Annotated in this window: 23 protein-coding genes; 20 read left to right on the forward strand and 3 right to left on the reverse strand. The window is 61.1% G+C overall.

Features of this window, described 5'->3' with window-relative positions:
- Nucleotides 1–381: 381 nt before the first annotated feature.
- Nucleotides 382–2,412, forward strand: coding sequence for a glycoside hydrolase family 2 protein (locus DW189_RS09435; protein WP_117507755.1), 2,031 nt, complete (start codon nt 382–384; stop codon nt 2,410–2,412).
- Here the strand turns inward: DW189_RS09435 and DW189_RS09440 are convergent.
- Together DW189_RS09440 and ispG are read right to left on the reverse strand one after the other, a co-directional pair.
- A complete protein-coding gene (locus tag DW189_RS09440) occupies nt 2,336–2,950 on the reverse strand; it encodes a WbqC family protein (protein ID WP_232044663.1) in 615 nt (204 codons plus the stop codon). The genes DW189_RS09435 and DW189_RS09440 overlap by 77 nt on opposite strands.
- Complete coding sequence (ispG, locus tag DW189_RS09445) at nt 2,935–4,416, reverse strand: (E)-4-hydroxy-3-methylbut-2-enyl-diphosphate synthase (RefSeq protein ID WP_117507758.1); 1,482 nt, start codon at nt 4,414–4,416, stop codon at nt 2,935–2,937. The genes DW189_RS09440 and ispG overlap by 16 nt, the downstream gene beginning before the upstream one ends.
- A 101-nt stretch (nt 4,417–4,517) precedes the next feature.
- Between ispG and DW189_RS09450 the strand changes: the two genes are divergently transcribed.
- The 7 genes from DW189_RS09450 (at nt 4,518) to DW189_RS09480 (ending at nt 11,890) form a co-directional block, all read left to right on the forward strand.
- Entirely contained in the window at nt 4,518–4,967 is a 450-nt protein-coding gene (locus DW189_RS09450; RefSeq protein ID WP_022331834.1) for a radical SAM-associated putative lipoprotein, read from the forward strand.
- 86 nt (nt 4,968–5,053) lie between these two features.
- Nucleotides 5,054–7,162 (forward strand): ATP-dependent DNA helicase RecG, encoded by a 2,109-nt coding sequence (recG, locus tag DW189_RS09455; RefSeq protein ID WP_117507759.1) that lies wholly within the window; start codon nt 5,054–5,056, stop codon nt 7,160–7,162.
- A gap of 44 nt (nt 7,163–7,206) precedes the next feature.
- Nucleotides 7,207–8,004, forward strand: coding sequence for a DUF3108 domain-containing protein (locus tag DW189_RS09460; protein WP_022331836.1), 798 nt, complete (start codon nt 7,207–7,209; stop codon nt 8,002–8,004).
- Nucleotides 8,005–8,083: 79 nt separating this feature from the next.
- Nucleotides 8,084–9,022, forward strand: a complete 939-nt coding sequence (locus DW189_RS09465; protein WP_117507761.1) for a hypothetical protein — start codon at nt 8,084–8,086, stop codon at nt 9,020–9,022.
- 243 nt (nt 9,023–9,265) lie between these two features.
- On the forward strand, nt 9,266–9,832 hold the full coding sequence (gene ahpC / locus DW189_RS09470) for an alkyl hydroperoxide reductase subunit C (protein ID WP_018696289.1): 567 nt from the start codon (nt 9,266–9,268) through the stop codon (nt 9,830–9,832).
- Nucleotides 9,833–9,837: 5 nt separating this feature from the next.
- Complete coding sequence (gene ahpF / locus DW189_RS09475; protein ID WP_117507763.1) at nt 9,838–11,388, forward strand: alkyl hydroperoxide reductase subunit F; 1,551 nt, start codon at nt 9,838–9,840, stop codon at nt 11,386–11,388.
- Between the two features lie 28 nt (nt 11,389–11,416).
- Nucleotides 11,417–11,890, forward strand: coding sequence for a Dps family protein (locus DW189_RS09480; protein WP_022331839.1), 474 nt, complete (start codon nt 11,417–11,419; stop codon nt 11,888–11,890).
- A gap of 178 nt (nt 11,891–12,068) precedes the next feature.
- Here DW189_RS09480 and DW189_RS09485 read toward each other — a convergent pair whose 3' ends face one another.
- On the reverse strand, nt 12,069–13,073 hold the full coding sequence (locus DW189_RS09485; RefSeq protein WP_022331840.1) for an ROK family protein: 1,005 nt from the start codon (nt 13,071–13,073) through the stop codon (nt 12,069–12,071).
- 116 nt (nt 13,074–13,189) lie between these two features.
- Between DW189_RS09485 and DW189_RS09490 the strand changes: the two genes are divergently transcribed.
- The 12 genes from DW189_RS09490 (at nt 13,190) to DW189_RS09545 (ending at nt 25,881) form a co-directional block, all read left to right on the forward strand.
- Complete coding sequence (locus tag DW189_RS09490) at nt 13,190–14,158, forward strand: polyprenyl synthetase family protein (protein WP_117507765.1); 969 nt, start codon at nt 13,190–13,192, stop codon at nt 14,156–14,158.
- Between the two features lie 44 nt (nt 14,159–14,202).
- Complete coding sequence (locus DW189_RS09495; protein WP_117507767.1) at nt 14,203–15,447, forward strand: peptidase U32 family protein; 1,245 nt, start codon at nt 14,203–14,205, stop codon at nt 15,445–15,447.
- A 185-nt stretch (nt 15,448–15,632) separates the two neighbouring features.
- Complete coding sequence (locus DW189_RS09500) at nt 15,633–15,836, forward strand: hypothetical protein (RefSeq protein ID WP_117507769.1); 204 nt, start codon at nt 15,633–15,635, stop codon at nt 15,834–15,836.
- Between the two features lie 20 nt (nt 15,837–15,856).
- Entirely contained in the window at nt 15,857–17,773 is a 1,917-nt protein-coding gene (locus DW189_RS09505) for a S9 family peptidase (RefSeq protein WP_390613249.1), read from the forward strand.
- Nucleotides 17,774–18,185: 412 nt separating this feature from the next.
- On the forward strand, nt 18,186–19,547 hold the full coding sequence (locus DW189_RS09510) for an MFS transporter (RefSeq protein WP_117507773.1): 1,362 nt from the start codon (nt 18,186–18,188) through the stop codon (nt 19,545–19,547).
- 130 nt (nt 19,548–19,677) lie between these two features.
- Complete coding sequence (locus DW189_RS09515; protein WP_232045725.1) at nt 19,678–20,808, forward strand: LD-carboxypeptidase; 1,131 nt, start codon at nt 19,678–19,680, stop codon at nt 20,806–20,808.
- Between the two features lie 274 nt (nt 20,809–21,082).
- Nucleotides 21,083–22,474 (forward strand): aminopeptidase P family protein, encoded by a 1,392-nt coding sequence (locus tag DW189_RS09520; RefSeq protein WP_117507775.1) that lies wholly within the window; start codon nt 21,083–21,085, stop codon nt 22,472–22,474.
- Nucleotide 22,475: 1 nt separating this feature from the next.
- Complete coding sequence (locus DW189_RS09525) at nt 22,476–23,171, forward strand: phosphorylase (RefSeq protein ID WP_117507777.1); 696 nt, start codon at nt 22,476–22,478, stop codon at nt 23,169–23,171.
- Nucleotides 23,164–23,397 carry a hypothetical protein gene (locus DW189_RS09530; protein WP_055202212.1) on the forward strand — a complete coding sequence of 78 codons (234 nt, stop codon included), beginning with the start codon at nt 23,164–23,166 and terminating at the stop codon, nt 23,395–23,397. Before DW189_RS09525 ends, DW189_RS09530 begins: the two co-directional genes overlap by 8 nt.
- On the forward strand, nt 23,394–24,170 hold the full coding sequence (locus DW189_RS09535; protein WP_117507779.1) for a 1,4-dihydroxy-6-naphthoate synthase: 777 nt from the start codon (nt 23,394–23,396) through the stop codon (nt 24,168–24,170). Before DW189_RS09530 ends, DW189_RS09535 begins: the two co-directional genes overlap by 4 nt.
- Before the next feature lie 328 nt (nt 24,171–24,498).
- On the forward strand, nt 24,499–24,675 hold the full coding sequence (locus tag DW189_RS14450; protein ID WP_153919712.1) for a hypothetical protein: 177 nt from the start codon (nt 24,499–24,501) through the stop codon (nt 24,673–24,675).
- An 81-nt stretch (nt 24,676–24,756) separates the two neighbouring features.
- A complete protein-coding gene (locus tag DW189_RS09545; RefSeq protein ID WP_117507783.1) occupies nt 24,757–25,881 on the forward strand; it encodes a DUF418 domain-containing protein in 1,125 nt (374 codons plus the stop codon).
- Nucleotides 25,882–25,900 lie beyond the last annotated feature (19 nt).

The raw sequence follows: 25,900 nt of genomic DNA on the forward strand, positions 1-25,900 counted from the left end.
AGTAAAACTCCTGCCTGCGGCAGACCGAAGAGGCGCGGTCTGCCGCTTTTTTTGTGCCCGGAAGTTCCGCGGAACTCTTCCGATCTTCCTCTCGCGGGCATCACGCGCGGCAGGCGGCCCGCAATGACCGACCCTGTCCTAATATCCGCTCGCGCCCGACCCGGCAGTGTTTCTACAATCACGCAACGGCCCAATACGAATGCACACCACTCAACCGACAAACACGCCGTACGTATATCCCGACATACATTCCGCCCCGAATAACGCCGGACAGCCGACTCCGGATACCGACAGCACGGAAGCGGCGCCCGCAGCGGAAAATTTGATTTTGAGCCGGCGTTGTATTATCTTTGCATCAGGACACCAAAACCATCCGAGACAATGAAACGATACATAGCGACACTCCTGCTCCTCGCCATCTGCGCCTCTACACAGGCCCGCGAGGTATTCCCCCTGAACGAGGGATGGCGTTTCTTCTTCAAGTCGGAGAACAGCAGCGACAACGCCCGACATGTTACGCTGCCCCACACCTGGAATACAGATACGGGAGGCACCGGATATTTCCTCGAAACAACGGCCAACTACCAGAACGACATGTATATCCCGGCCGAATGGGCGACCAAACGGTTATTCGTGAAATTCTACGGCGTGCAAAGCGTGGCCGACGTCTTCGTCAACGGCTACTATGTCGGCGGGCACAAGGGCGGAGGTACGGCTTTTGCGCTCGAAATCACCGACAAGATACGGTTCGGTTCCGACAATGCGCTGCTGGTCGTCGTCAGCAACAATTACTGCGACGACGTGCTTCCCACCTCGACGGACATGAATCTCTACGGAGGCATTTACCGTGAAGCGGAGCTGATCCTTACGGAAAAAACAGCCGTATCACCCCTCTACTTAGGCTCGGACGGAATACTGGTACATCAGAACTCGGTCGGCGACGAGCGGGTCGAAGGCGAAGCGGAGATCCATCTGGTTACCGGCGGGGAGAACAGTTGCGTCCTGACGCTCGACATCACAGCGCCCGACGGCAGCCGCGTATTTTCCAAACGACAGAAAACGCGCATCGACGGGAAACCCGTCACGATTCCCTTCTCGGTCGACGCCCCGCAGTTGTGGAGTCCCGCCAACCCGGCCCTCTACCGGGTATCGGTAAGCATCGGCGACGCGACCGTCACCGACAGCGTCGCCGTGCGCACGGGCTTCCGCAGCATCGTAGCCACCCCGGCGGGCGGCTTTGCGGTCAACGGCAGCCGCATCCCGATACACGGCGTAACGCTCTACCACGACAACGCCATCTCGGGCGGCGCACTCATCGCGCCCGACTATGAGGCTGACCTCGGCCAGATCCGCACCCTCGGGGCGAACGCCCTGCGTTCGGCCGTGATGCCCCATGCGCAATACCTCTACGACCGTTGTGACGAGCTGGGCATGCTGGTGTGGGTCGATGCGCCGTTCCACCGCTCCTCGTTCCTGGGCGACGTGGCCTACTACGCCACCCCGCAGTTCGAACAGAACGGCCTGCAACAGTTGCAGGAGATCATTGCCCAAAACTACAACCACCCCTCGGTGGTGATGTGGGGTATCTTTTCGCGGCTTTGGACGCGCGGCAACGACGTAACGCCTTACCTGGGCAAGCTCAACGCGGCGGCACACGCCCTCGACCCTTCGCGTCCCACGGTGGCCTGCAGCGACCAGGACGGCAATATCAACTTCATCACCGACCTGATCGTCTGGCGACAGGACGTAGGCTGGCGCAAAGGCACGACGGACGACGTGACCGTATGGCGCGACCAGTTGCAGAAAGGGTGGTCACACCTCCGCTCGGGAATCTGTTACGGGGGCAGCGGCTTCATCGGACACAAAAGCTATACGGCACAGGCGGCACCCCGCGCGAACTGGATGCCCGAGGAGCGTCAGACTCACTTCCACGAGCAGTATGCCAAAAACCTCCAGAACGACTCGCTTTTCTGGGGGACATGGATCAACAACATGTTCGACTACGGTTCGGTACGCCGGCCTTACGGGGTGAACGGCGCCGGTCTCGTGACCATCGACCGCCGCGAGCGCAAGGATGCGTTCTACCTCTATAAGGCTCTGTGGAACAAGGAGGAACCGACACTGCACATCACAGACAAGCGGCGGACGCTGCGCGACGGCGAACAGCAGGCATTCCATATCTATTCGTCGGCCGGTGCCCCCACGCTGCTCGCAGGGGCCGACACGCTGGCCGTGACGGAATACGCCACGTGCCAGTACCGCACGGATTCGGTGTCGCTGCGGGGCACGGTCGAAATCAAGGCCATCGCCGGGCCGTTGCGCGACAGCGTGACGCTCAGAGTCGGCAACGTCTTAAAACCGAAACGGCTTCAGGGCCCTCGGCGAACAGTAAATCCGCAACCGACAAATTAGGCTGGAAAGGCATACGGTCGGAGAAGACCTGCACATAGGGCTCGGCAATGAACGCCGGGCCCTCATTGCGCCGTTTGGGACGCAGGTCGGTGTCGCCCGCGGCGGCAGCGACATACGCCTGGGAGAACTCCGGCATGGGAACGCGCAGCAGGGAGCAGAGCCGACCGAGCAGTTCGGCATTGTAATCGGCCAGGAATCCGTATTCCCGGCGGTAGAAAGGTTCGAAATATTCAGCGTAAAAATCGAAATAGGGCGACCCTTTGTAGGAGGCGACCAACGCCCCCCAGTGCTGGTGCTGCCAGCGTTTCGAATAGTCGATCCGCACGTCGCGTACGGGCTGGCGGGGACGGTTGGCATGACACACGTGGACGGTCAGCTCCATCACCCCATCCGTAGCGAGGATACGGGCGCGGTTGCGCTCCGAGCGCTTCACGAAATGCTCGCCCAGGTCGACGACGCACCCGCCGCACAACAAGTGCGCGAAGTACTCGACCGAGGGCAGGTATGCGAGCGGCAGGATCGTCATGGCTCCACCCACTCGCCGTCGGCCTTGATCAGTTCCACGAGGCGGTCGAGCGCCTCCTGCTGCGGGATGTTGCGTGCCACGACCGTGCGCCCCTTGTAGAGCGTGATGCGGCCGGGTGCGGCACCCACGTACCCGTAGTCGGCATCGGCCATCTCGCCAGGGCCGTTGACGATGCATCCCATGACGCCGATCTTGAGGTTCGAAAGGTGCGACGTGCGCGATTTGATGTCGGCGAGGGTCTTTTCGATGTCGTAAAGCGTGCGGCCGCAACTCGGGCAGGCGATGTACTCGGTGTGCGAGAACCGCACGCGCGCCGCCTGCAGGATCATCAGCTCGATTTCGCGCACCTGGTCTTCGGCAAATCCGGGCGCGTCGATCCAGATGCCGTCGGCCAGCCCGTCGAGCAGCAGCACCCCCAGGTCGGCGGCAGCCTTCACGGCCAATGTCTCCAGCGAGGTCTCCTCGTAACGGCGTTTCACGACGACCGGTTCGGGGGTATCGAGGTTCAGGATCGCAGCGCGCAACTCGGCCGTGGGATTGCCCGACACGGCCTCGATTACGCGGAAGCCGTCGAGCGGCTCGCTGTGCACGACCGGCACCTGTATATTCGTACGGCGGCGGTACTCGGTCGGGGAGTAACGCTCGGGATGCAGCACGGGAAATATCCCGGGGCGCTCCGCGAAGTGCCTTACCAGCAGTTCCGCCACGGGAATTTCGTGCTCCGGGGCCTCGGTCAGCGATACGCGGATCGTGTCGCCGATGCCGTCGCAGAGCAGCGCCCCGATACCTACGGCGCTCTTGATACGCCCCTCGATGCCGCTGCCGGCCTCGGTGACGCCCAAGTGGATCGGATAGTGCATATCCTCGGCATCCATCGCCGCGACCAGCAGCCGGTAAGCGGCGACCATGACGCGCGTGTTGCTCGACTTCATCGACACGACGACCTGGTCGAATCCGTGCGCCTTGCAGACACGCAGGAACTCCATGGCCGAGACGACCATGCCCTGCGGCGTATCTCCCCACTGGTCGAAGACACGTTTGGCGAGCGACCCGTGGTTGACGCCGATGCGCAGGGCGACGCCCCGCTCGCGGCAGCGGGCGATCAACTCCTCCAGCTCCCCGCGATCCGTGCGGTAATTGCCCGGGTTGATGCGCACCTTGTCGACATATTGCGCGGCAATGGCGGCCACCTCGGGCAGGAAGTGGATGTCGGCCACGACGGCCGTATCGAAGCCCTCGTCGCGCAGACGGCGGACGATGCGGGCAAGGTTCTCGCCCTCGCGCCGCCCCTGTGCCGTAAGGCGCACGATCTTTCCCCCGGCGCGGTCGATCCGTTCGATCTGCGCCACGCTGGCTTCGGTATCGTTGGTGTCGGTGTTGGTCATCGACTGCACGGCGACCGGGTGCCCGCCGCCGATCACGACCCGCCCGATGCGCACCTCGCAACTCGGGCGGCGACTGTATTCCGAAAGATTCATCTTGTCTGCGATTGTGATGCAAAGATAAAGATAATCCGCGATTTTGCGAATTCCGATTTATTCCCTATATTTCGGGTAGCAACCACAATCCCGCTCCCGCCATGAAAAAACGCATCAAAAAACGCCTGTCTTTCCTGTTGCTGACACTGCTCGGGTTCTCTACGGCCTGCGAAAAACAGAAAAACGGAGAACCACCGACCGCCATGTACGGAACGCCGCACGTAAATATCTGGGTCGGCGGCAAGGTAACCGACAAAACCGGCACCCCGATACCCGGGATCGAGGTGCGCCAACCAAACAGCTCCTATAAGGCACAGACCGGGGACGACGGTTGCTACGAACTTCCCGGACAATTATTCTCCATTGAAACGACGGCGGACATCCTGTTTACCGACACCGACGGCCCGTCCAACGGCGGGGAGTTCGCGGCACAGTCCGTTCCGGTCGAATTCACCGAAGCCGACCGCGTCTCGGAAGCCGAGGGATGGTGCGGGGGCAGTTTCGCCCGCATCGGTGTCGACGTCACGCTGGAGGAGGACGCGCAGGAATAGCCCGGAATAGCCCGCGGCAACACCCGGCAAAAGGAATAACGCCCTGTGCGCGATACGGATTTCCTGTTTTTTCGTATATTTGTCGTGTGGACTACCTGGACAACGACATAAAATTCGTAGGCGGCGTCGGCGAAGCCCGCGCCCGGCTTCTGGACAAGGAGCTGGGCATCCGTACGCTGGGCGACATGCTGCGTCACTACCCGTTCCGCTATATCGACCGCACGAAAGTCTACCGCATCGCCGAGATCACCGACGATGCGCCCACCCTGCTCCAGTTCCGCGCCCGCGTGACGGGCGTAGCCTATGCCGGCACGGGCCGCAAACGCCGCTTCACGGCCTATGTCTCCGACCCCACGGGGTCGGCCGAACTGGTCTGGTTCCAAGGTATCAAATGGATCGAAAAACGGGTCGAAGTGGGACGCGAATACCTCATTTTCGGACGGCCGTCGTTCTACCGCGGCGAATTGTCGATGGCGCACCCCGAGCTGGAGACCATGGAACAGGCGCTCTCGCGCAAAGCCGAAAGCGGCATGCAGGGCATCTATCCCTCGACCGAGAAACTTTCGAACGTGCTCGGCGCCAAGGGCATGTACCAGATCATCTGCAATGCGTGGGCGCTGGCCAAAGACCATATCCCCGACTACATGCCCGACGAGGTGCGAACCCGCTACGGGCTGATCCCACTGCGCGACGCCTACTACAACATCCATTTTCCGCAGTCGCCCGAACTGCTGCGGCAGGCACAGTACAGGCTGAAATTCGACGAACTGCTGGGCATCCAGCTCAACGTCCAGTCGCGCCGTACGGAACGTCTGGCCAAAAACAACGGCTTCCTGTTCATGAAGGTCGGGGACGTCTTCAACACCTTCTACAACGAAAAGCTACCGTTCCCGCTCACCGGAGCGCAGAAACGGGTCATCAGGGAGATCCGGCAGGACACCGTCACGGGCTACCAGATGAACCGCCTGTTGCAGGGCGACGTCGGCAGCGGCAAGACCCTCGTGGCGCTGATGTCGATGCTGCTGGCCGTGGACAACGGCTACCAGGCCTGCATGATGGCGCCCACCGAGATCCTCGCCCGCCAGCATTTCGCCACCATCACGCGTATGCTCGACGGCATGGGGGTGAAGGTCGCCATCCTCACCGGCGCCTCGAAGGCCAGGGAGCGCCGGCTGGCGCTCGAAGGGATCGCCTCGGGCGAGGTGCACATCCTGATCGGCACGCACGCCCTGATCGAAGACCGGGTGCAGTTCGCCAACCTGGGGTTCGTGGTGATCGACGAGCAGCACCGCTTCGGCGTGGAGCAGCGCGCCCGGCTCTGGACCAAAAACGAGCAGCCGCCGCACATCCTCGTGATGACCGCCACGCCGATTCCCCGCACGCTGGCCATGACCCTCTACGGCGACCTCGACGTCTCGGTGATCGACGAGCTTCCGCCGGGACGACGGCCGATCAAGACCGTACATTACACCGATGCGGCGCGGCTGCGCCTGTTCGGTTTCATGAAGCAGGAGATCGCCAAGGGACGGCAGGTCTATGTCGTATATCCGCTCATCAAGGAGTCCGAGGCCATGGATTACAAAGACCTCACCGACGGCTACGAAGCCATATCGCGCGATTTTCCGCTGCCGGACTACGTCACGACGATCTGCCACGGCAAGATGAAACCCGCCGACAAGGAGGAGTCGATGCGCCAGTTCAAGTCGGGCGAGGCCGATATCATGGTCGCCACGTCGGTCATCGAAGTAGGCGTCGACGTGCCGAACGCCACGGTCATGGTCATCGAATCGGCCGAGCGGTTCGGGCTCTCGCAGCTGCACCAGTTGCGCGGGCGCGTAGGGCGGGGCGGCGAACAATCCTACTGCATCCTGATGTCGGGCGAAAAGCTCTCGAAGGAGTCCCGGGCACGCCTCGACGCCATGTGCGAGACCAACGACGGATTCCGCCTGGCAGAGCTCGACCTTAAGCTGCGGGGTGCGGGCGACATCAACGGGACGCTCCAGAGCGGCATGGCGTTTGATCTGAAGATCGCCAACCCCACGCTCGATGTCCAAATACTCACCGTTTCGCGCGAGGCGGCGGCCGGCATCCTCTCCGCCGACCGCACCCTCTCCCGGCCGGGGCACCGCGGCCTCAGGGAGTTAAGGAGGCGCTATTCGGGGCGCGAAGAGATTGATTTTTCGATGATTTCGTAATATTTCATACCCACGACCGTTTATCCATTAAAAACCCTTTTTCCATGAAACGACTGTTATTCACGATATTGTTATTCACCGCCGCACTGCCTGCCGCAGCCCAGCTCTACCACCCGGGCGAGCAGCTTTTCTACCGCGTCAGCTACAAGGCCAAGATGTTCCCCAACACCGAAGTGGGAGCGGTCGAGGTCAAGACGAGCGAGGTGCAGCTCGACGACCGCAAGTTCTACAAGGTCGAGGGCATCGGCCGCACGCTGCCCACCTACCGCTGGTTCTTCAACCTCGAAGATATCTACACGGTGTGGATCAGCCCCGAGACGCTGCGTCCGGTACGTTTCGAAAGCGACCTCAAGGAGGGCGACTACACGTTCCAGAGCTATTACACTTACGACTGGGACAACGACCAGGTGCATACCCGGTGGCGGCGGCGCCAACGGCCTTTCGAGGAGAAAACCATGCCCCTGACTCCCGAGAGCATGGATGCCATCGCGCTTTTCTTCACCATGCGCTCGGCCAATGCCGAGGATTTCAAACCCGGTGAGCCCGCAACCCTCCAAATGGTATTGCAGGACACGATCCGACACCTGAATTACAGGTACATAAGCCGCGAAACAAAGAAGATCCGCAACATGGGACGCTTCAAGACCCTGAAGTTCGAATGCCAGCTGGGCACTTCCGAAGGGTTCTCCTTCACCGACGGCACGGTCTTCACGCTATGGATCTCGGACGACGAGAACAAAATCCCGCTTTACATCGAGTCGCCCGTCCGCGTAGGCAGCATCAACGCCTATATTTCGGGCTACAAGGGGCTTAAATACCCGATGACGAGCCTCATAAAATAAAAATTTTGTTATCTTTGCCTCAGGATAACCCTGACCCGGCGAACAATCAGGTAAATTCGACACTGAAAAAACTGTTTTTATGGAAGAGAATAAGCAAGGGTACGACCCCTCGGAGTTCGAGGACGACGATTACATGACGTCGCAGCCCGTCCCGGAAAAATCCATCCGCGGCTACCGCATCGTCATCATCATCCTCTCGGTGATCCTGGTGGCGCTTTCGGTACTTTATTTCAGCATACACCGCCAGCAGATGGTCGACAACCAGTTGTTGCAGGCCGACCGCGACTCGATCCAGAACGACCTGGGACGCCTGATGACCGACTACGACAACCTGCAGGTGACCAACGACAGCATTTCGGCCAACCTCAACGTGGAACGCGACCGCGCAGACTCGCTGATGACGCGCCTGAAAAAGGAGCGTTCATGGAACCTGGCCAAGATCAAACAGTACGAAAAGGAGGTGGGTACGCTGCGCACGGTCATGAAGAGCTACATCCGCCAGATCGACTCGCTCAATACGCTCAACAAAAAACTCATCAACGAGAACGTAACCTACCGCAAGGAGATCTCGTCGGCGAAGCTGCGCGCCGAAATGGCCGAGGAGAAGGCTGCCGAGCTGGACAACAAGGTACGTGTCGGCGCCGTGATCCGCGCCCGCGACATCCGTCTCTCGGCGCTCAACGCCAACAGCAAACCCGTATCGAGGATCAAGAATGCCGCGCGCCTGCGCGTGGATTTCGTACTGACGGCCAACGAGCTGGCGACACCGGGCGAAAAGACCGTCTACGTCCGTATCACCTCGCCCGACGGCTATGTGCTGACGACCGAGGCCATGCCGACTTTCGATTTCGAGGGCGAACGCCTGAGTTATTCGGCCATGCGCGAAGTGGACTACCAGAACCAGGATCTCGAAGTGGGTATCTACTATAACAGCACAGGCTTTGCCGCTGGTGCCTACACCGTACAACTGTTCTGCGACGGCCGCCTGATCGGAACCTCGCAGATCGCGATGCGATAAAACAGGAACACCCCGCACCCAAGGCGGGCGGAGAACCCAAGCCCCGGAGTTAACGCTCCGGGGCTTTCGTTTTGCAGGCGGTTTCGGCCCCCGGCAACGGCACAGCACAATTATAGCATAAAACTATAATGATATAAATATTATCAATTTGATTTATATAAAGATTTCCCCTATTTTTGTATCAGCAAAGAGGAAGAAAACTAAAGCAGCAAAAAATATTCACATAAATAAAAAAGTACAGCTATGACATCAATCATCAATTCAACAGTACCCGAATTCAAGGTTCAGGCCTACCACAACGGCAAATTCGTAACGGTCACGAACGAAGACCTCAAAGGCAAATGGGCGATCTTCTTTTTCTACCCGGCTGACTTCACGTTCGTATGCCCCACCGAGTTGGTGGACATGGCCGACAAATACGACCGGTTCAAAGCCATGGGCGTGGAGGTCTACTCGGTAAGCACCGACACCCACTTCGTGCACAAAGCCTGGCACGACACTTCGGAAAGCATCCGCAAAATCAACTACCCGATGCTCGCAGACCCCACGGGTGTACTTTCGCGCGGCTTCGGCGTCATGATCGAGGAAGAAGGCGTAGCCTACCGCGGCACGTTCGTCGTCAACCCCGAGGGGAAGGTCAAGCTGGTGGAGATCCAGGACAACAGCATCGGCCGCAATGCCGAGGAGTTGCTACGCAAAGTCGCCGCGGCACAGTTCGTCGAGGCACACCCGGGCGAAGTATGCCCCGCCAAATGGCAGCAGGGCGCCGAGACGCTCAAACCGAGTATCGACCTGGTAGGTAAAATCTAAGGGCCATGCTGGATCATGCACTCAGGGAGCAGTTGCTCCGCTTGTTCGAGGGGCTGGAAGCCTCCTACGTGTTCGACGTCACGGCCGACCCCGGCCATGCGTCGCGCGGAGAGCTGCTCGAGCTGCTCGAAGAGACGGCCGCCTGTTCCGCGAAGATCGGCTGCCGGATCACCGACGGGCAGGGACTGGAGTTCCGGCTTCTGCGCAACGACAAGGACACCGGCATCCACTTCCGGGCGGTGCCCAACGGCCATGAATTCAGCTCGCTGATACTGGCCGTGCTGAACGCCGACGGCAAGGGCAAAAACCTGCCCGACGAAGCGACGCGCCGACGGATCGGGGCGCTCGGCGGGCAGATCGCGCTGACGACCTACATGTCGCTCACCTGCACCAACTGCCCCGATGTGGTACAGGCGCTCAACCTGCTGGCGCTCTCCAACCCCCGGATCACCCATACGGCCGTGGACGGAGCCCTGTTCCCCGAGGAGGTTGCACGGCTGAATATCCAGGCCGTGCCGGCGGTTTTCCACGGCGAAGAGCTGATCCACGTCGGCCGCGGCTCGCTGGCCGAACTGCTGGACAAACTCGAGGAGCGCTTCGGCACTTCGGACACAGGCATCACGCCCGTCGTGCGCGAATACGACCTGCTGGTCGCCGGGGGCGGCCCCGCCGGGGCTTCGGCCGCGATCTATGCAGCCCGCAAGGGGCTCCGCGTGGCGGTCGTGGCAGAAAAGGTCGGCGGGCAGGTCAATGAAACGGTAGGCATTGAAAACCTGGTCTCGGTGCCGCGCACGACCGGAGCAGAGCTCGCGGGCGACCTGCGCAGACACATGGAGGCCTACGGGATTGACATCTGCGACAACCGCCGCATCGAACGTTTCGACATGGACGGCGGCATCCGGGAGCTGCATGCCAAAGGCGGGGAGGTTTTCCGCGCCCCGGCACTGGTCGTCGCCACGGGAGCTTCGTGGCGCAGGCTCGGGGTGCCGGGCGAAGCGGAGTACATCGGCCGCGGCGTAGCCTTCTGCCCCCACTGCGACGGGCCGTTCTACGCCGGGAAGCATATCGCTGTGATCGGCGGCGGCAATTCGGGCGTCGAGGCCGCAATCGACCTGGCGGGCACCTGCGCTTCGGTGACGGTTCTCGAATTCATGGAGACTCTCAAGGCCGACCAGGTATTGCAGGAGAAGCTGCGCACGCTCCCCAATGTAGCGGTACATACGAACGTGCAGACGCTCGAGGTCGAAGGCGACGGCAGCCGCATGACGGCCCTGCGCACGAAAGACCGCCCGACGGGAGCGGAAAAACGACTGCTGCTCGACGGCGTATTCGTCCAGATCGGCCTCTCGGCCAACAGCAAGCTGTTCGCCGGCATCCTCGACACCAACCGCGCGGGAGAAATCCTGACCGACAAGGAGTGCCGCACATCGGTACCCGGCGTATATGCAGCGGGCGACGTGACGGACATACGTTACAAACAGATCGTGATCGCAATGGGCGAAGGGGCCAAGGCAGCCCTGTCGGCCTCGGAAGACCGGATCAAGGGAATAATTTGATATGCAAACTATTAAAATAAAAACGATTATGAAAACACTGGATTATTTGCACCTGGACGAGAAGAAAGTACAGGGCGTAGTATCGGCGCTGCATTCGCTGCTGGCCGACTTTCAAGTATTTTACACCAACCTGCGGGGTTTCCACTGGGATATCGAAGGGCACGGGTTCTTCGTCCTGCACGGCAAGTTCGAAGAGCTATACGACGATGCTGCCGAAAAGGCCGATCAGATCGCGGAGCGCATCCTGATGCTGGGCGGCAAGCCCGAAAACAGGTTCAGCGAATACCTCAGGGTCGCCAAGGTCAAGGAGGTTTCGGGCGTAACACGCGGCGATGAGGCCATCGGGCATATCCTCACCACGTACAGCTACCTTATCGGCGAGGAGCGCAAGCTGCTCGAACTGGCCTCGGAGGCCGGCGACGAGGCTACCGTGGCGCTGATGAGCGACTACCTGAAGGAGCAGGAGAAGATGGTCTGGATGCTGACCGCCTACAACAAATAGCCCTTCACAGGGACACCGGGCAGCCGGTATGTAACGGCAATGCCGGCGGAGCACAAACTCCGCCGGCATTCTTTTCATCCGGACAAATCCGAAAACGGCATCGGCAAGACAAGACAATCCCGGCTCATCCTCTGCCAGGCAAACCGAAGCGACGCCCGTCGCCCGGCCTTCCGCCGGATTATTTATGCTCCTCCTGCCAGATCAGGGCCGAAGCGCCGAGAATCGCGGCATTCTTACCCTGGATACCGCTCGGAAGCAGCTTCACCTTGTTCTTGAATGCAAAGAGCATATTCTCCTCCATGTACCACTGCGTAGGCTCGAAGATCAGCTTGCCCGCCTTCGACAGGCCGCCGAAGAGGAAAATCGCCTCGGGCGACGTGACGGTCACCACGTCGGCCAACGCACGACCGAGCATCTCGCCCGTAAAACGGAAGGCTTCGAGTGCGATGGGATCGCCCTGCTCGGCAGCGGCGGAGATCATCGAAGCGTCGAAATCGCCGAAAGCGATGTCGCGCAGCTTGCTGGGAGCCGACATTTTGGCCATCAGCTCGAATGCCGTGCGCTTGATGCCCGTAGCCGAAACATAGGTCTCCAGGCAGCCCTTCCGCCCGCAACCGCACTCGCGGCCGTCGCGCTCGACGATGACATGGCCGAACTCTCCGGCAAAGCCATCATGGCCGTAGATCATCTCGCCGTTGGCGACGAAACCCGATCCGAGGCCCGTACCGAGCGTAATCATGATAAAGTCGCGCATGCCCTTGGCATTGCCATAGATCATCTCGCCGATCGTCGCGGCATTGGCATCGTTCGTCACGAGCACCTTCACACCCCCGAAGCAGTTCCGGATGTCGTCCGCCAGCGGGAAAACACGGCGGCTTTCATCGGGATTGGGGTCTCCCTCGCGGAATTTCCAGAGGTTCGCGGGGTTTTCGACCGTACCTTTATGATAATTGGCATTGGGGGCACCGATACCGATACCCGTCAGTTCGTACTCGAACGAAAGGCTGTCGGCCAGTGCGTGCATCGCCTGGCAGAGGTCTTCGACATAGGCCGGATAATCGTCTACACTGGGGTATTTCTTGGTCGAAATGACCGATTCGGCATACAGGTCGCCGTTTTCGTCGACGAGGCCGAACGCAGTATTGATACCGCCGATGTCCACGCCGATAGCGAGTTTTTTCATATCGTGTTCTGGTTAAAGGTTAGAATTTATCAGGTCAAAGTTAATCCAAAATTCGGCTACTCCAAACTTTTTTCCTACTTTTGGGACAGATTCCGATCCAAAAGTATTATCAGACTATGCAAACGAACGAGCAACTGCTCTCCGCCATCGAAAATTACCTGGCCCAAACCGAGTTCCCGGCCGAACCCGGGCTACTTTACGCCCCGATCGGCTATTCGCTCGCGGGCGGCGGCAAGCGCCTGCGCCCCATGCTGCTGATGCTCTCCAACGGCATCTTCACCGACAAGATACAACATGCCCTGCCGGCCGCCGCGGCCGTCGAGGTGTTCCATAACTTCACGCTGCTGCACGACGACATCATGGACAATGCAGCCGTGCGGCGCGGCAAACCCTCAGTCTACGCCAAGTGGGGACAGAACGTGGCGATCCTCTCGGGTGACGCCATGCTGATCTGCGCCTACCGGTTGCTGGGCGAAGTGCCGGCGCAGCTGCTGCCGCAGATACTCTCGACGTTCAACACCATGGCGCTCGAAGTGTGCGAAGGACAGCAGTACGACATGGATTTCGAACGCAAGCCGAAGGTTTCGGTCGTGGAATACATGCACATGATCGAGCTGAAGACCTCGGTGCTGCTGGCCGGGGCCACCACGATCGGCGCCCTGCTGGGCGGCGCTTCCGAAGAGGACTGCCGCAAGCTGCGCCGCTTCGCCATCGAACTGGGACTGGCATTCCAGCTGCAGGACGACCTGCTGGACAGCTACGGCGACGAAAGGCTGGGCAAGGCCATCGGCGGCGACATCCTCGAAGGCAAACAGACTTACCTGATGATCACGGCCATAAGCCGCGCGGACGAACCTACGCGCGAAGTGCTCCGCTCGACGCACCGCTCACAGATGCCCGACGCCGAGAAAATCGCCACGATAAAAGCCGTCTACGACCGTCTCGACATACCACGCCTCACCGAACAGCAGATTTCGCTGCGCTTCGAAAGGGCGCTGGGCATCCTCGACACCCTTTCGGTCGAAAAATCCCGCACGGAACGGATGCGCGAATACGCCCTGAGCCTGATGGGACGCAAAAACTGATTCCGGAAACACCCCTCACAGGAACATCCCCCGTAAACGACACTATGCAACGCTCCGAGATAGAAATCATGGCCCCCGTAGGGTCTTACGAAGCACTGGCCGCAGCCATACAGGCCGGGGCGGACTCGGTATATTTCGGCGTCGGGAAGCTCAACATGCGCTCGGCGTCGGCTGCGAATTTCACGCTCGACGACCTGGCGAAGATCGTCGCCACGGCACACGCCGCAGGGGTCAAGGCCTACCTCACGGTCAACACCATCGTCTACGAGGACGAGATGCAAACCGTCCACGAGGTAATCGACCGCGCCAGGGCCGAAGGCATCGACGCCATCATCGCCACCGATTTCGCGGCGATACTCTATGCCCGGCGCATCGGGGTCGAGGTGCATATTTCGACCCAGAGCAACATTTCGAATTCCGAAACCGTGAAGTTCTTCTCGCAGTGGGCCGACACGGTGGTGCTGGCACGCGAACTGACGCTCGAACAGGTGGCGCAAATACACCGCCAGATCGTCGAGAACGACATCCGGGGCCCGCGTGGCGAGCTGGTCGAAATCGAAATGTTCGCCCACGGCGCATTATGCATGTCGATTTCGGGTAAATGCTACCTCTCGCTCTACGAAACCAACTGCTCGGCCAACCGCGGCGCCTGCCGCCAGCTGTGCCGCCGCAAATACACCGTCACGGACACCGAGACCGGTGCGGCGCTGGACATCGACGGGCGCTACGTCCTCTCGCCCAAAGACCTCTGCACGGTCGATTTCCTCGACAGGTTCATCGGTGCGGGTGTGCGGGTGCTGAAGATCGAAGGGCGTGCACGCGGCGCGGAATACGTCAAGCGCGTGGTGTCGTGTTACGACGAGGCGCTGCGCGCCATCGAAGCGGGCACCTACACCCCCGCCCTGGCCGCCGGACTGAAGGAGCGGCTCGCCACGGTCTTCAACCGCGGCTTCTGGGAAGGCTACTACGCCGGGCGCCCCGTGGCCGAACACAGCCAACATTACGGCTCGGCCGCCACGCGGCGCAAGGTCTATGTAGGCAAGGTGACGAACTTCTACAAAAGAATATCGGTGGCCGAGGTACTGGTCGAAGCCGCACCGGTGTCCGTGGGCGAGGATATTTTCTTCATGGGTGCCACCACCGGCATCGCCGAACAGACGCTCGCCGAGCTGCACGACACCGACGGCACCCCGGTGCAATCCGTGGCACAAGGCACCCTCTGCGCCGTGCACACCGACACCCCGATCCACCGCGGCGACCAGCTCTACAAATTCGTCGACGCGGAATAGACCCGGCTGTCAGGACAATATTCATTACAAGAAACGCCTCCGGGCGTTTTTTGTTACGGTTTCTCTGCGGTCAGGCAGGAAAAAGTTGCTTATCATAAAAATTTTATCGAAAAACAATAAATTTTATTTGTTTTTCAAAATTTCTTTTGTAAGTTTGCAGTGTCAAAAACAAAAAGACACCCAGTATGGAAATCGAAAAAGTCATCCGCATCCTGGCCATTTTCATCGCCGTGGCAGCCTTTGCAATCAAAGTAGCCACGCACCTGATGTTTCCCGGGGCGTCGCACACCGGCGACATCCCGATCCTGATCCTGCTGACCCTCTCGGTCTGCGGCATCTGGCGGGACGCCTTGCGCACGAAAAAGCAGAACGAAAATCCAAACGAATAAACCCCATGAAAAAACTCCTCATGTTCGCCGCCACGGCAGCCATACTGGCCGCCTGTACACCCAAGACAGCCCCCGAGCTGCCTTTGGAAACCTTCTTCCGCAATACAGAAAAAACCGGGTACCAAATATCGCCCGACGGAAAATATTTCTCCTACATGGCGCCTTACGAAAGCCGCCGCAACATCTTCGTGCAACCTGTCGACGGCAAGGACGCCGTGCGCATCACCTCGGAAACCGAACGCGACCTGGCCGGATACTTCTGGGCCAACGACCACCGCATCCTCTATCTGAAAGACACCGGCGGCGACGAGAATTTCCAACTCTACGGCGTGGACATCGACGGCAGCAACCCGCAAGCCTATACGGCCATCCCGGGCGTACGAACACAGATCATCGACCCGCTCGAAGAGATCGACTCGCTGATGATCATCGGCACCAACCAGCGCAACCCGATGATCTTCGACCCCTACCGCCTGAACCTCTCGACGGGCGAGATGACGATGCTGTGCGAGAATCCCGGCGACATCCAGGGCTGGCAGACCGACCATGACGGCAAGCTGCGCGTAGCCTATGCCATCGTCGACGGCGTGAACACGCAGATCCGCTACCGCGAAACCGAAGCCGAACCTTTCCGTCCCGTACTGACGACCAACTTCAAGGAAGGCGTGTCGTTCGCCACCTTCACCCCGGACAACAAGCTGGTTTACGCCATCACCAACCTCGGGCGTGACAAATCGGCACTCGTGCTGATGGATCCGGCGACCTGCGAGGAGCTGGAACAACTCTACACCAACGACAAATACGACCTGCGCGGCATCTGGTACAGCGATGCACAGAAAAAATTGCAGGGTGTTTCGTACGAAGGCCACAAAGGCGTGAGGCGCCATTTCTTCGACAAGGCGACGGGCGAGATGTTCGGCCGCATGGAGAAACACCTGCGCGGTTACGAAGTCGGCATCAGCGGCTGGAACAAGGCCGAAGACAAATATATCGTCTATGCGGGCGGCGACCGCACGATGGGCGCTTACTACCTCTACGACGTGAAAGCCGACACGATGACCAAACTGGCCGACCTCGCACCCTGGATCGAGGAGCAGCAGATGGCCGAGATGACACCGGTTACCTATACCTCGCGCGACGGCCTCGAAATCGAGGGCTACCTCACGCTGCCCGTCGGCAAAACGCTTCACAACGCCAAGAACCTGCCCGTAGTGGTCAATCCCCATGGCGGCCCGTGGGCCCGCGACTCGTGGGGATTCAACCCCGAGGTGCAGTTCCTCGCCAACCGCGGTTACGCCGTACTGCAGATGAACTTCCGCGGTTCGACCGGCTTCGGACGCAAATTCACAGAAATCGCCTACGGCAAGTGGGGCCAGACCATGCAGGACGACATTACGGACGGCGTGAACTGGCTGATCGAAAAAGGCATCGCCGATCCCGCGAAGATTGCCATCTACGGCGGCAGCTACGGCGGTTACGCCACGTTGCAGGGTATCGTCAAGGATCCCGACCTCTATGCCTGCGCCGTGGACTACGTGGGCGTATCGAACCTCTTCTCGTTCCTGCAAACCATCCCTCCCTACTGGAAACCGATGCTCGACATGATGTACGAAATGGTCGGCAATCCCGAAAAGGACGCCCAAATGCTGCGCGAAAACTCCCCGGCACTCAACGCCGAACGGATCAAAACCCCGCTGCTGGTGGTACAGGGCGCCAACGACCCCCGTGTGAACATTAACGAGAGCAACCAGATGGTCGACGCCCTGCGCAAACGCGGCGTGCATGTCGACTACATGGTCAAGGACAACGAGGGACACGGCTTCCACAACGAGGAAAACCGCTTCGATTTCTACCGCACGATGGAGAAATTCCTCGGCAAATACCTCAAGGGCATCGAACCCGAGGGCGAAATCGTCCCCGAAGACAGCCGAAGGTAAACCGTATGCGACACCCAATCCCTAAAACGAACACAGCCAATTTTTAAAATAAAAAGTTCAAATTCATAGTTGTGTGACGGAGGCCCGGATAATCCCGGGCTTCCGTTTTTTACAGCACAGGAAAGGGGGGGGGCACGGACAGCCTCACCTACGGCAGCAGCCGGAGGCGCGGGCGCCGCCAAAACGCAAAGCGCTGAGAGAGGCGTCCGGCGGCAGCATCCGACGACAGACACGCTGCGGGCAGTCAGAAGCATCCCCGAAACCGGCGGCGAGCCCTTTCCCGCAACCCGGCCGATCCAGCTACAACCAGCCTGCGGGCCGCCCCGAATTTGAATTGAGCCGCGATTACATTATCTTTGTCCCTGCAATGAACGCCGCACCCCATATCGCACGACCTGACGACGGGCTTCCGATGCCCCGCCGCCTGTGGGCCATCCTGGCCGTAGCGTTCGGCGTCTCGCTGTCGGTGATCGACAGCGCCATCGCCAACGTCGCCCTGCCCACCATCGGGCTGGAACTGGGGATCTCGTCGGCCGACTCGATCTGGATCGTCAACGCCTACCAGCTGGCCATCATGATCTCGCTGCTGTCGTTTTCGGCATTGGGCGACGTGGTGGGCTACCGCAAAGTCTATATCGGCGGCCTGATGCTCTTCACCGTGGCCTCGGTGGGCTGCGCCCTTTCGACATCACTCCCGACGCTGGTGCTGGCGCGCGTGATGCAGGGGTTCGGCGCCGCGGCCGTCACATCGGTCAACACCACGCTTATCCGCATCATCTACCCCAAGGCGCAACTGGGACGCGGCATGGGCATCAACGCCACGGTCGTCGCCGTGTCGTCGGTCGCCGGGCCTACGCTGGCTGCGGGCATCCTCTCCGTCGCCGAGTGGCCGTGGCTCTTCGCCGTGAACATCCCCATCGGGCTGGTGGCGCTGTGGCTGAGCCGCCGCTTCCTGCCGGACAATCCCGTGCGGGTGAGCGCACGCCGTTTCGACTGGCGCGACGCCGTAATGAACGCCCTGACCTTCGGCTTGCTGATGGCTTCGGTCGAAGGGTTTTCGCACGGGCTCGACCCGCGGCTGCTCACCCTGGGCATCGCAGCGCTGCTCATCGTCGGGTTCTTCTTCATCCGCAGCCAGCTGCGCGAGCCCTATCCGATCCTGCCGTTCGACCTGCTGCGCATCCCGATCTTTTCGGTTTCGGTCGTCACGTCGATCTGCTCGTTCCTGGGGCAAATGCTGGCCATGGTAGCGCTGCCGTTCTACCTGCAACACGAATTCGGCTACGACGAAGTGGCGACAGGGCTGCTGATGACCGCATGGCCGGCCGTGATCATGGTCGTGGCTCCCGTGGCCGGAATGCTCGTCGAGCGCATCCACGCCGGACTGCTCGGCGGGACAGGGCTGACGGCCATGGCCGCGGGACTGTTCCTGCTGGCATTCCTGCCCGAACACCCCGCACCGGGCGACATCGTATGGCGGCTGGTGCTCTGCGGTGCCGGCTTCGGGCTTTTCCAGTCGCCCAACAACAGCATCCTGATCGCCTCGGCTCCGCACGAGAGGAGCGGAAGCGCCAGCGGCATGCTCGCTACGGCGCGTCTCATAGGCCAGACCACGGGTGCGGCCCTGATGGCGCTGCTGTTCCACATCGTCCCCGACGACAGCACCCACACGGCACTCCTGCTCGCCGGCGGGTTCGCACTCACAGGAGCCGTCGTCAGCCTTACCCGTATCCGGCTACCCCTGCCCGAAGGGTTGGCCCGGCACAAGAGATAATTCCCCGGGCAGGCGGAACGACGGACACTCCGGCAGGTATCGGCACCGCCCATGCAACCCGGCACAGCACGCACGGCAAACACACAAGACAACCACACAAACAACAGCATACAACAACACTAATCCCAGCATGAAATACCCCTTGCTCCTCGCCGTCCTGTTCTCCTGCATCGGGATGGCGCCCGCACGACAAACCCCGCCTTCACCCTCCGATACGGTACAACGTGCAACGGCCGCTCTGCAAACCGACAATGCATCGATCTGCACCCCGCACGCAACCGGCGCGGAGACACCCCCTACACTGCACCCCGACACCGCACAACCATCCGCCCGGACGCAATTCATCCGCCCGCCCTACCTGCGGCCCGGCGACACGGTGGGCATCGTCACCCCGGCGCGGAAACTGTCGGAGAAGGCCGACACGGCAAAAGTGCGCGAGCGCTTCGAATCGTGGGGCCTGAAGGTTAAGTTCGGGCCGCATACCGCCGACCGCGAGCAACCCTATTTCGCAGGCACCGATGCCCAGCGCGCCGCCGACCTGCAGGCGATGATCGACGATCCCGGCGTGAAAGCCATCGTCAGCTTCCAGGGCGGGTACGGCTCGGTACGGCTGCTGCCGCTCATCGACCTCGACCGCCTGCGCGAGCAGCCAAAATGGATCGTCGGGTTTAGCGACGTGACAATGCTCCACCTGGCACTGGGACGGCTGGGCGTTGAGAGCCTCCATGCCACCATGCCGGGCAAGTTCCGCTTCGGCCGCGACGAGGCCCCCGAATCGATCGTCTCCGACGAAGCGCTGCGCAGTGCACTGCTGGGACTGCGGCAGCGTATCGACACCGACCCTCACCCGCTCAACAGCCCGGGCACGGCCCGCGGACGCCTCACGGGCGGCAACCTGGCGATCGTCTGCTCGTCGCTCGGCACACCCGAGGAACCCGACTTCGACGCCCCCGCGGTGCTCTTCATCGAGGAGGTCGGCGAACACATGTACCGCCTCGACCGCATGATGCAGCAACTCGCCCGGAGCGGAAAGCTCGCCAAATGCAAAGCCATCCTCGTCGGGCATTTTTCCGACATGGCCGGACAAAAACATTTCGGCATCACCGACCCCTACGACATCGTTGCGCAATACGTGCGGCCGCTGGGAATCCCGGTCGTCTTCGGCCTGCCCGCGGGGCACGAAGACCCCAATGTGGCGCTCTACATGGGGCGCGAAGTTACCGTCACGGTGGGCGAAACGGGTGCCGCCATCGAATTCTGACGAAGGAAGCGGGGTGCAGCGGAACGGCCCGGCTCCGCCCGGACAGCAGGGCGGCGGGGCAACCGCCCCGGGCAAAGCCGCCGGGCTGCGGCGGAGCGGCGAAAGCCTTCCGCTCCGGGCCATCGCCCTCCACAAAAAATAAACCCGCCGGGGAACGGGCTTGCCATATTTTTACTATTTTTGTAAAAGGTGGGATATGTAACCCTGCAAAAGGCGCGGGAAACCGTCCCCGGAAACGAAATACGGATTATCGGAAATCAAATACACTACGCATATGTTCTCAGCAAAAACCTACGCCGCGCGCCGCAACATGCTGCGCACCAAAATCGGATCGGGCATCGTCCTGTTCCCGGGCAACCCCCTGTCACCCAATAATTACCCGAACAACGCCTACTACTTCCGGCAGGATTCGTCGTTCCTCTACTATTTCGGGCTGAACGTCCCCTCGCTGGCGGGCCTGATCGACGCCGACACGGGCGAAGAGGCACTCTACGGCGACGATTTCACGGTCGAGGACATCATCTGGACAGGCCCGCAGCCCACGTTGCGCGAGCTGGGCGCAAAGGTCGGCATCGCAGCGACATATCCCCTCTCCGAACTCGAGAAACGGCTCCGCAAAGCCATTTCGCTGGGGCGCAAAATCCATTTCCTGCCCCCTTACCGCGGAGAGACAAAGCTTTGGCTGTCGTCGCTGCTGGGTATCAAACCCGCACTGCTGCACGACTACAAGTCGGTAGACCTGATGTTCGCCGTGGCCGAAATGCGCGAGAAAAAGAGCGCCGAGGAGATCGAAGAGATGGAGCGCGCGTTCCAAATCGGCTACAAGATGCACACGCTGGCCATGAAGATGTGCCGCCCGGGCGTCGTCGAGCGCGAAATCGCGGGCGCCATCGAAGGCGTCGCCAAATCCTACGGTTCGGGCGTGTCGTTCCCGTCGATCGTCTCGCAGCACGGCGAAACGCTGCACAACCTCAACGCCGACGGCGTACTGGAAGAGGGGCGTCTGCTGCTGTGCGACGCGGGCAGCGAAACGGTCGACAACTACTGCTCCGACCACACCCGCACCTACCCCGTAAGCGGGAAATTCACGCAGAAACAGAAGGATGTCTACAACATCGTGCTGGCGGCACACGACCATGTGGCCAACATCGTCAAACCGCACATGATGTACTCCGAGATACACAACGCCGCCTACACGACGCTGGCCGAAGGGCTTGCCGGAATAGGGCTGATCAAGGGATCGGCGGCCGACGCCGTGGCCGCGGGTGCCATGACGATGTTCATGCCCCACGGGCTGGGACACGGGCTGGGCATGGACGTGCACGACTGCGAGGCGATGGGCGAGCGGAGCTTCGACTTCTCCTCGATCGCCCAACGCGCCGCCAAGTCCGCGACCTGCATTTACCGTGCGGCGTGGCGCCTCGAACCGGGGACAGTAATGACCGACGAACCGGGGCTCTACTTCATCCCGGCGCTGATCGACAAATGCCGGGCCGAGGGCCTTTACAAGGGGATCGTCGATTACGACGCCCTGGAGGGCTACCGCGACTTCGGCGGCATCCGCATCGAGGACGACATCCTTGTGACGGAGAGCGGGAGCCGTATGCTGGGCGACAAGAAGATACCCGTCACGGTCGAGGAGCTCGAAGCAGTCGTAGGCCGGTAAGGTGAAACGGATTTTCATTTTCCCGACCATCGAGGAGGCCAAGGCATTCATCCTCACCGAGCCCCGCGACCCGGTATTCGTCGGCGGGGTGGGCATGGCCGAAATCGCGGCGGCGACGCTGCGCGCCGTGAAAGCCAAAAAGCCGCAGTTGGTGGTGCTGGCCGGCATTGCCGGCGCCTGTGACCGGACATTGCGGCGCGGCGAGGTGGTTGAAGTGGTCACCGAACGCATAGCGGGCATCCCCGAGCGTTACGCCCGCAAATACGAGACCTCGGGCCCCGACCTGGGGCTGCCCCTTGCAGCCGGGGTCACCGTCAGCCGTTCGGGCGACGGAGCCGCGGCAAAGGACGGGCCGAAAAGCGCGGCGGAAGGCACCGGGCACGCGGCAGGGGACGCCGGATTCGCGGAGCCGCACCCCGGATTTACGGCAGACGACAGGGCGGGACACGCAGCGGACGGCACCCAACGCCAGACGCCGGAAGGAAACCCGGAGAACACGTCGGAAGGGTACCTGCCGGAAGTGGAGAACATGGAAGGCGCAGCCTTTTTCGCCGTATGCGACGCGCTGGGCGTCGCGTGCTGCCAGATACGTGCCGTGTCGAACTACGTCGGCGAACCCTTTGGCCAGTGGGCTGTGGAGGAGGCCGTCGGGAACCTGACGGAAAAGTTAAACCAAATATTCGAAAACAATGAATAAAAATTGGATGCTCTGGGCGGGACTGATCCTGATACTGGTCGTCTTCATCCTGGTCTGGCAATTCGCCCCCGCCATCCAGCGGTGGCTGGCCAACGTATTTATCGACATCATCGTCCTCGTGCTGACTTTTGCCGCCGGATGGCTGCTGGGTCGTTTCGGGGGTAAGCGCAACCGCAGCGACAACGAGAAAAACGCCCGCAACATCACCGAGGCGCAAAAACGGTGAGGCTGAAGCTGCATATCTCGCCCTGCCCGAACGACACTTTCATGTTCGACGCGCTCGTTAACAGGCGCATCGACACGGGCAGCCTGCGCTTCGAGGTCGAATACCACGACATCGAAGAGCTGAACCGCGGTGCCGGGCTGGGACGTGCCGACATCAGCAAGATAAGTTGCGCCGTACTGCCCGCCATCGCGGAACATTACGCGCTGCTCGACAGCGGTGCGGCACTCGGACGCGGCAACGGGCCGTTGCTGGTACGCCGCGCAGGCGATACGCGGCCGATACGCCGCGTGGCCGTCCCGGGGCTGCACACAACGGCCAATGCCCTGATGGGCAAACTCTTCCCCCAAATCGAGGAGTGTACACCGCTGCTCTTCTCCCGAATCGCGGCGGCCGTCGAGCGGGGCGATTTCGACGCCGGAGTGCTTATCCATGAGGGCCGTTTCGTCTACCGTGAGCGGGAACTGGAACTGGTCGCCGACCTCGGGCAACTGTGGGAACAGCGGACGGCGCTGCCGCTGCCGCTGGGCGGGATCGCAGCCCGGCGCAGCCTGCCGGACGAGGTGCGGCACGAGGCCGAACGTCTGCTGCGCACGAGCATCGAATACGCCTTCACCCATCCCGAAGCTTCGCGCACCTATATAAAACAGCACGCACAGGAGCTGGATGACAAGGTAATCGACGCGCATATCGCGCTCTTCGTGAACGGATATTCGCTCTCGCTGGGCGACGAAGGCCGCCGTGCCGTCGAGGCACTGACGGGGGTGATCCCCTGAGCAACCGCCGGCCACCTCCAACACGTTCCGTCATGAAGTCCGTTTTATTATTGTTTCCGCTCCTGATCACCGCAATTCGTGCAACGGGCGAGGCGCCCCTGCGGCAGGCCGCCAACGGGAGCCGGGTACGCTTCCTCTGGCTGCGGACAATCGGCAATCCCGTCGTCGTGAGGATGGAGAAAAACGGTAACGGAATCACCCTCCGCAGGAAAACAGCCGGCGGGGCAAGCGGTTACGAGTCCGGAAAAATCGCGGCAGACGAGAGCAAAACCCTCGGCAGGCATGGCTGGAGTACATGGCCCGGTTGCAAAAGGCCGGCTACTGGCTAATGAGTACGACAGACAAAGACCTAATGGATTTCGACGGCTCGCAATGGATCCCGGGAGTAAATCCGAACGGACAATGCCACCTCGTCGACCGATGGTGCGGACACGGTATCCGGGAACTGTGCCTGCCGCTCTTCCGGCTGACCGGAATGGAAATAACCGGCAACGACATATATTAGGAAACGCCCCGGCAACCCGGAACATACAGCTTACGGCGACAACGAACCACTGCCAAGCAACCCCAAACCCCGCAATATCCCATGTACCGCACGACAAACCGCCCCAACACCCGTATCGAAGTGGCCGACGCACTGCGCGGCATCGCCGTGGCAGGGATCATCCTGTTCCACGCCCGCGAGCATTTCAACCTCTACTGGAGCGCCCTCGACCTGCCCCGCGCCGGATTCGGCAGCTGGGAACAGCCCGTGGCCGACGCGCTGGGATTCCTGCTTTCGGGCAAGATGTACGCCATCTTCGCATTGCTGTTCGGGCTGAGCTTCTTCATCCAGAGCGACAACCAGGCACAGCGGGGCAACGACTTTTCGCGGCGCTTCGCATGGCGCATGGTGCTGCTGTTCGGCATCGGGCTGGTCAACGCGGCGATCTACAACGGCGACGTGCTGACCTACTACGCCCTTTTCGGGCTGCTGATGATTCCCATCGGCAAGCTCCCCAACCGATGGGTGTGGGTCATCGCGGCCCTGCTTTTCATCCAGCCGCTCGAACTCTGGCAGTATTTCAGCGGACATACACTCTCGATCCGCGGCATCGAAGGCATGGAGACCCTCTATCCCACCCTCGCCACGGGCACCTTCGCCGAGAGCGCCCGCGTGAGCCTGCTCTACGGCCCGCTCAGTTCGTTCGGCTGGGGACTGGAACACGGCCGAGGCACGCAGACGCTGCTGATGTTCGTATTGGGCATGCTGGCCGGCCGCTACCGGCTCTTCTACGACGAAGGGCAGCACAGACACATCTGGGGCGGGCTGCTGGCCGTGGGCATCACGGGCACGTGGCTCGTACCGTTCGAAGCGATGCGCAACCTGATGACGGCCACGGCGATCGTCTCGACGGTCGTCCTGCTGTGGTACGGCTGGCCGGGGTTCCGCCGGGCACTGCACGGCATGACCTTCTTCGGGCGCATGAGCCTGACCAACTACCTGCTGCAATCGCTGCTCGGGACGGCGCTCTTCTACAACTGGGGGCTGGGGCTTTACCGCCACGTGGACGTGATATACGGCACGCTGGCGGGCGTGGGGATCATCCTGGTTCAGTATCTCTTCTGCCGCCTCTGGCTGCGGCGCCATACGCACGGCCCCGTCGAATGGGTGTGGAAAAAGCTCACCTGGGTCGACCTCCCGCTTTTCGACCGTAAAATCGCCTCCTGAGGGCGATTTTTTCGTGTCG

Source organism: Alistipes sp. AM16-43 (genome assembly GCF_003435745.1).
Lineage (GTDB): Bacteria > Bacteroidota > Bacteroidia > Bacteroidales > Rikenellaceae > Alistipes > Alistipes onderdonkii.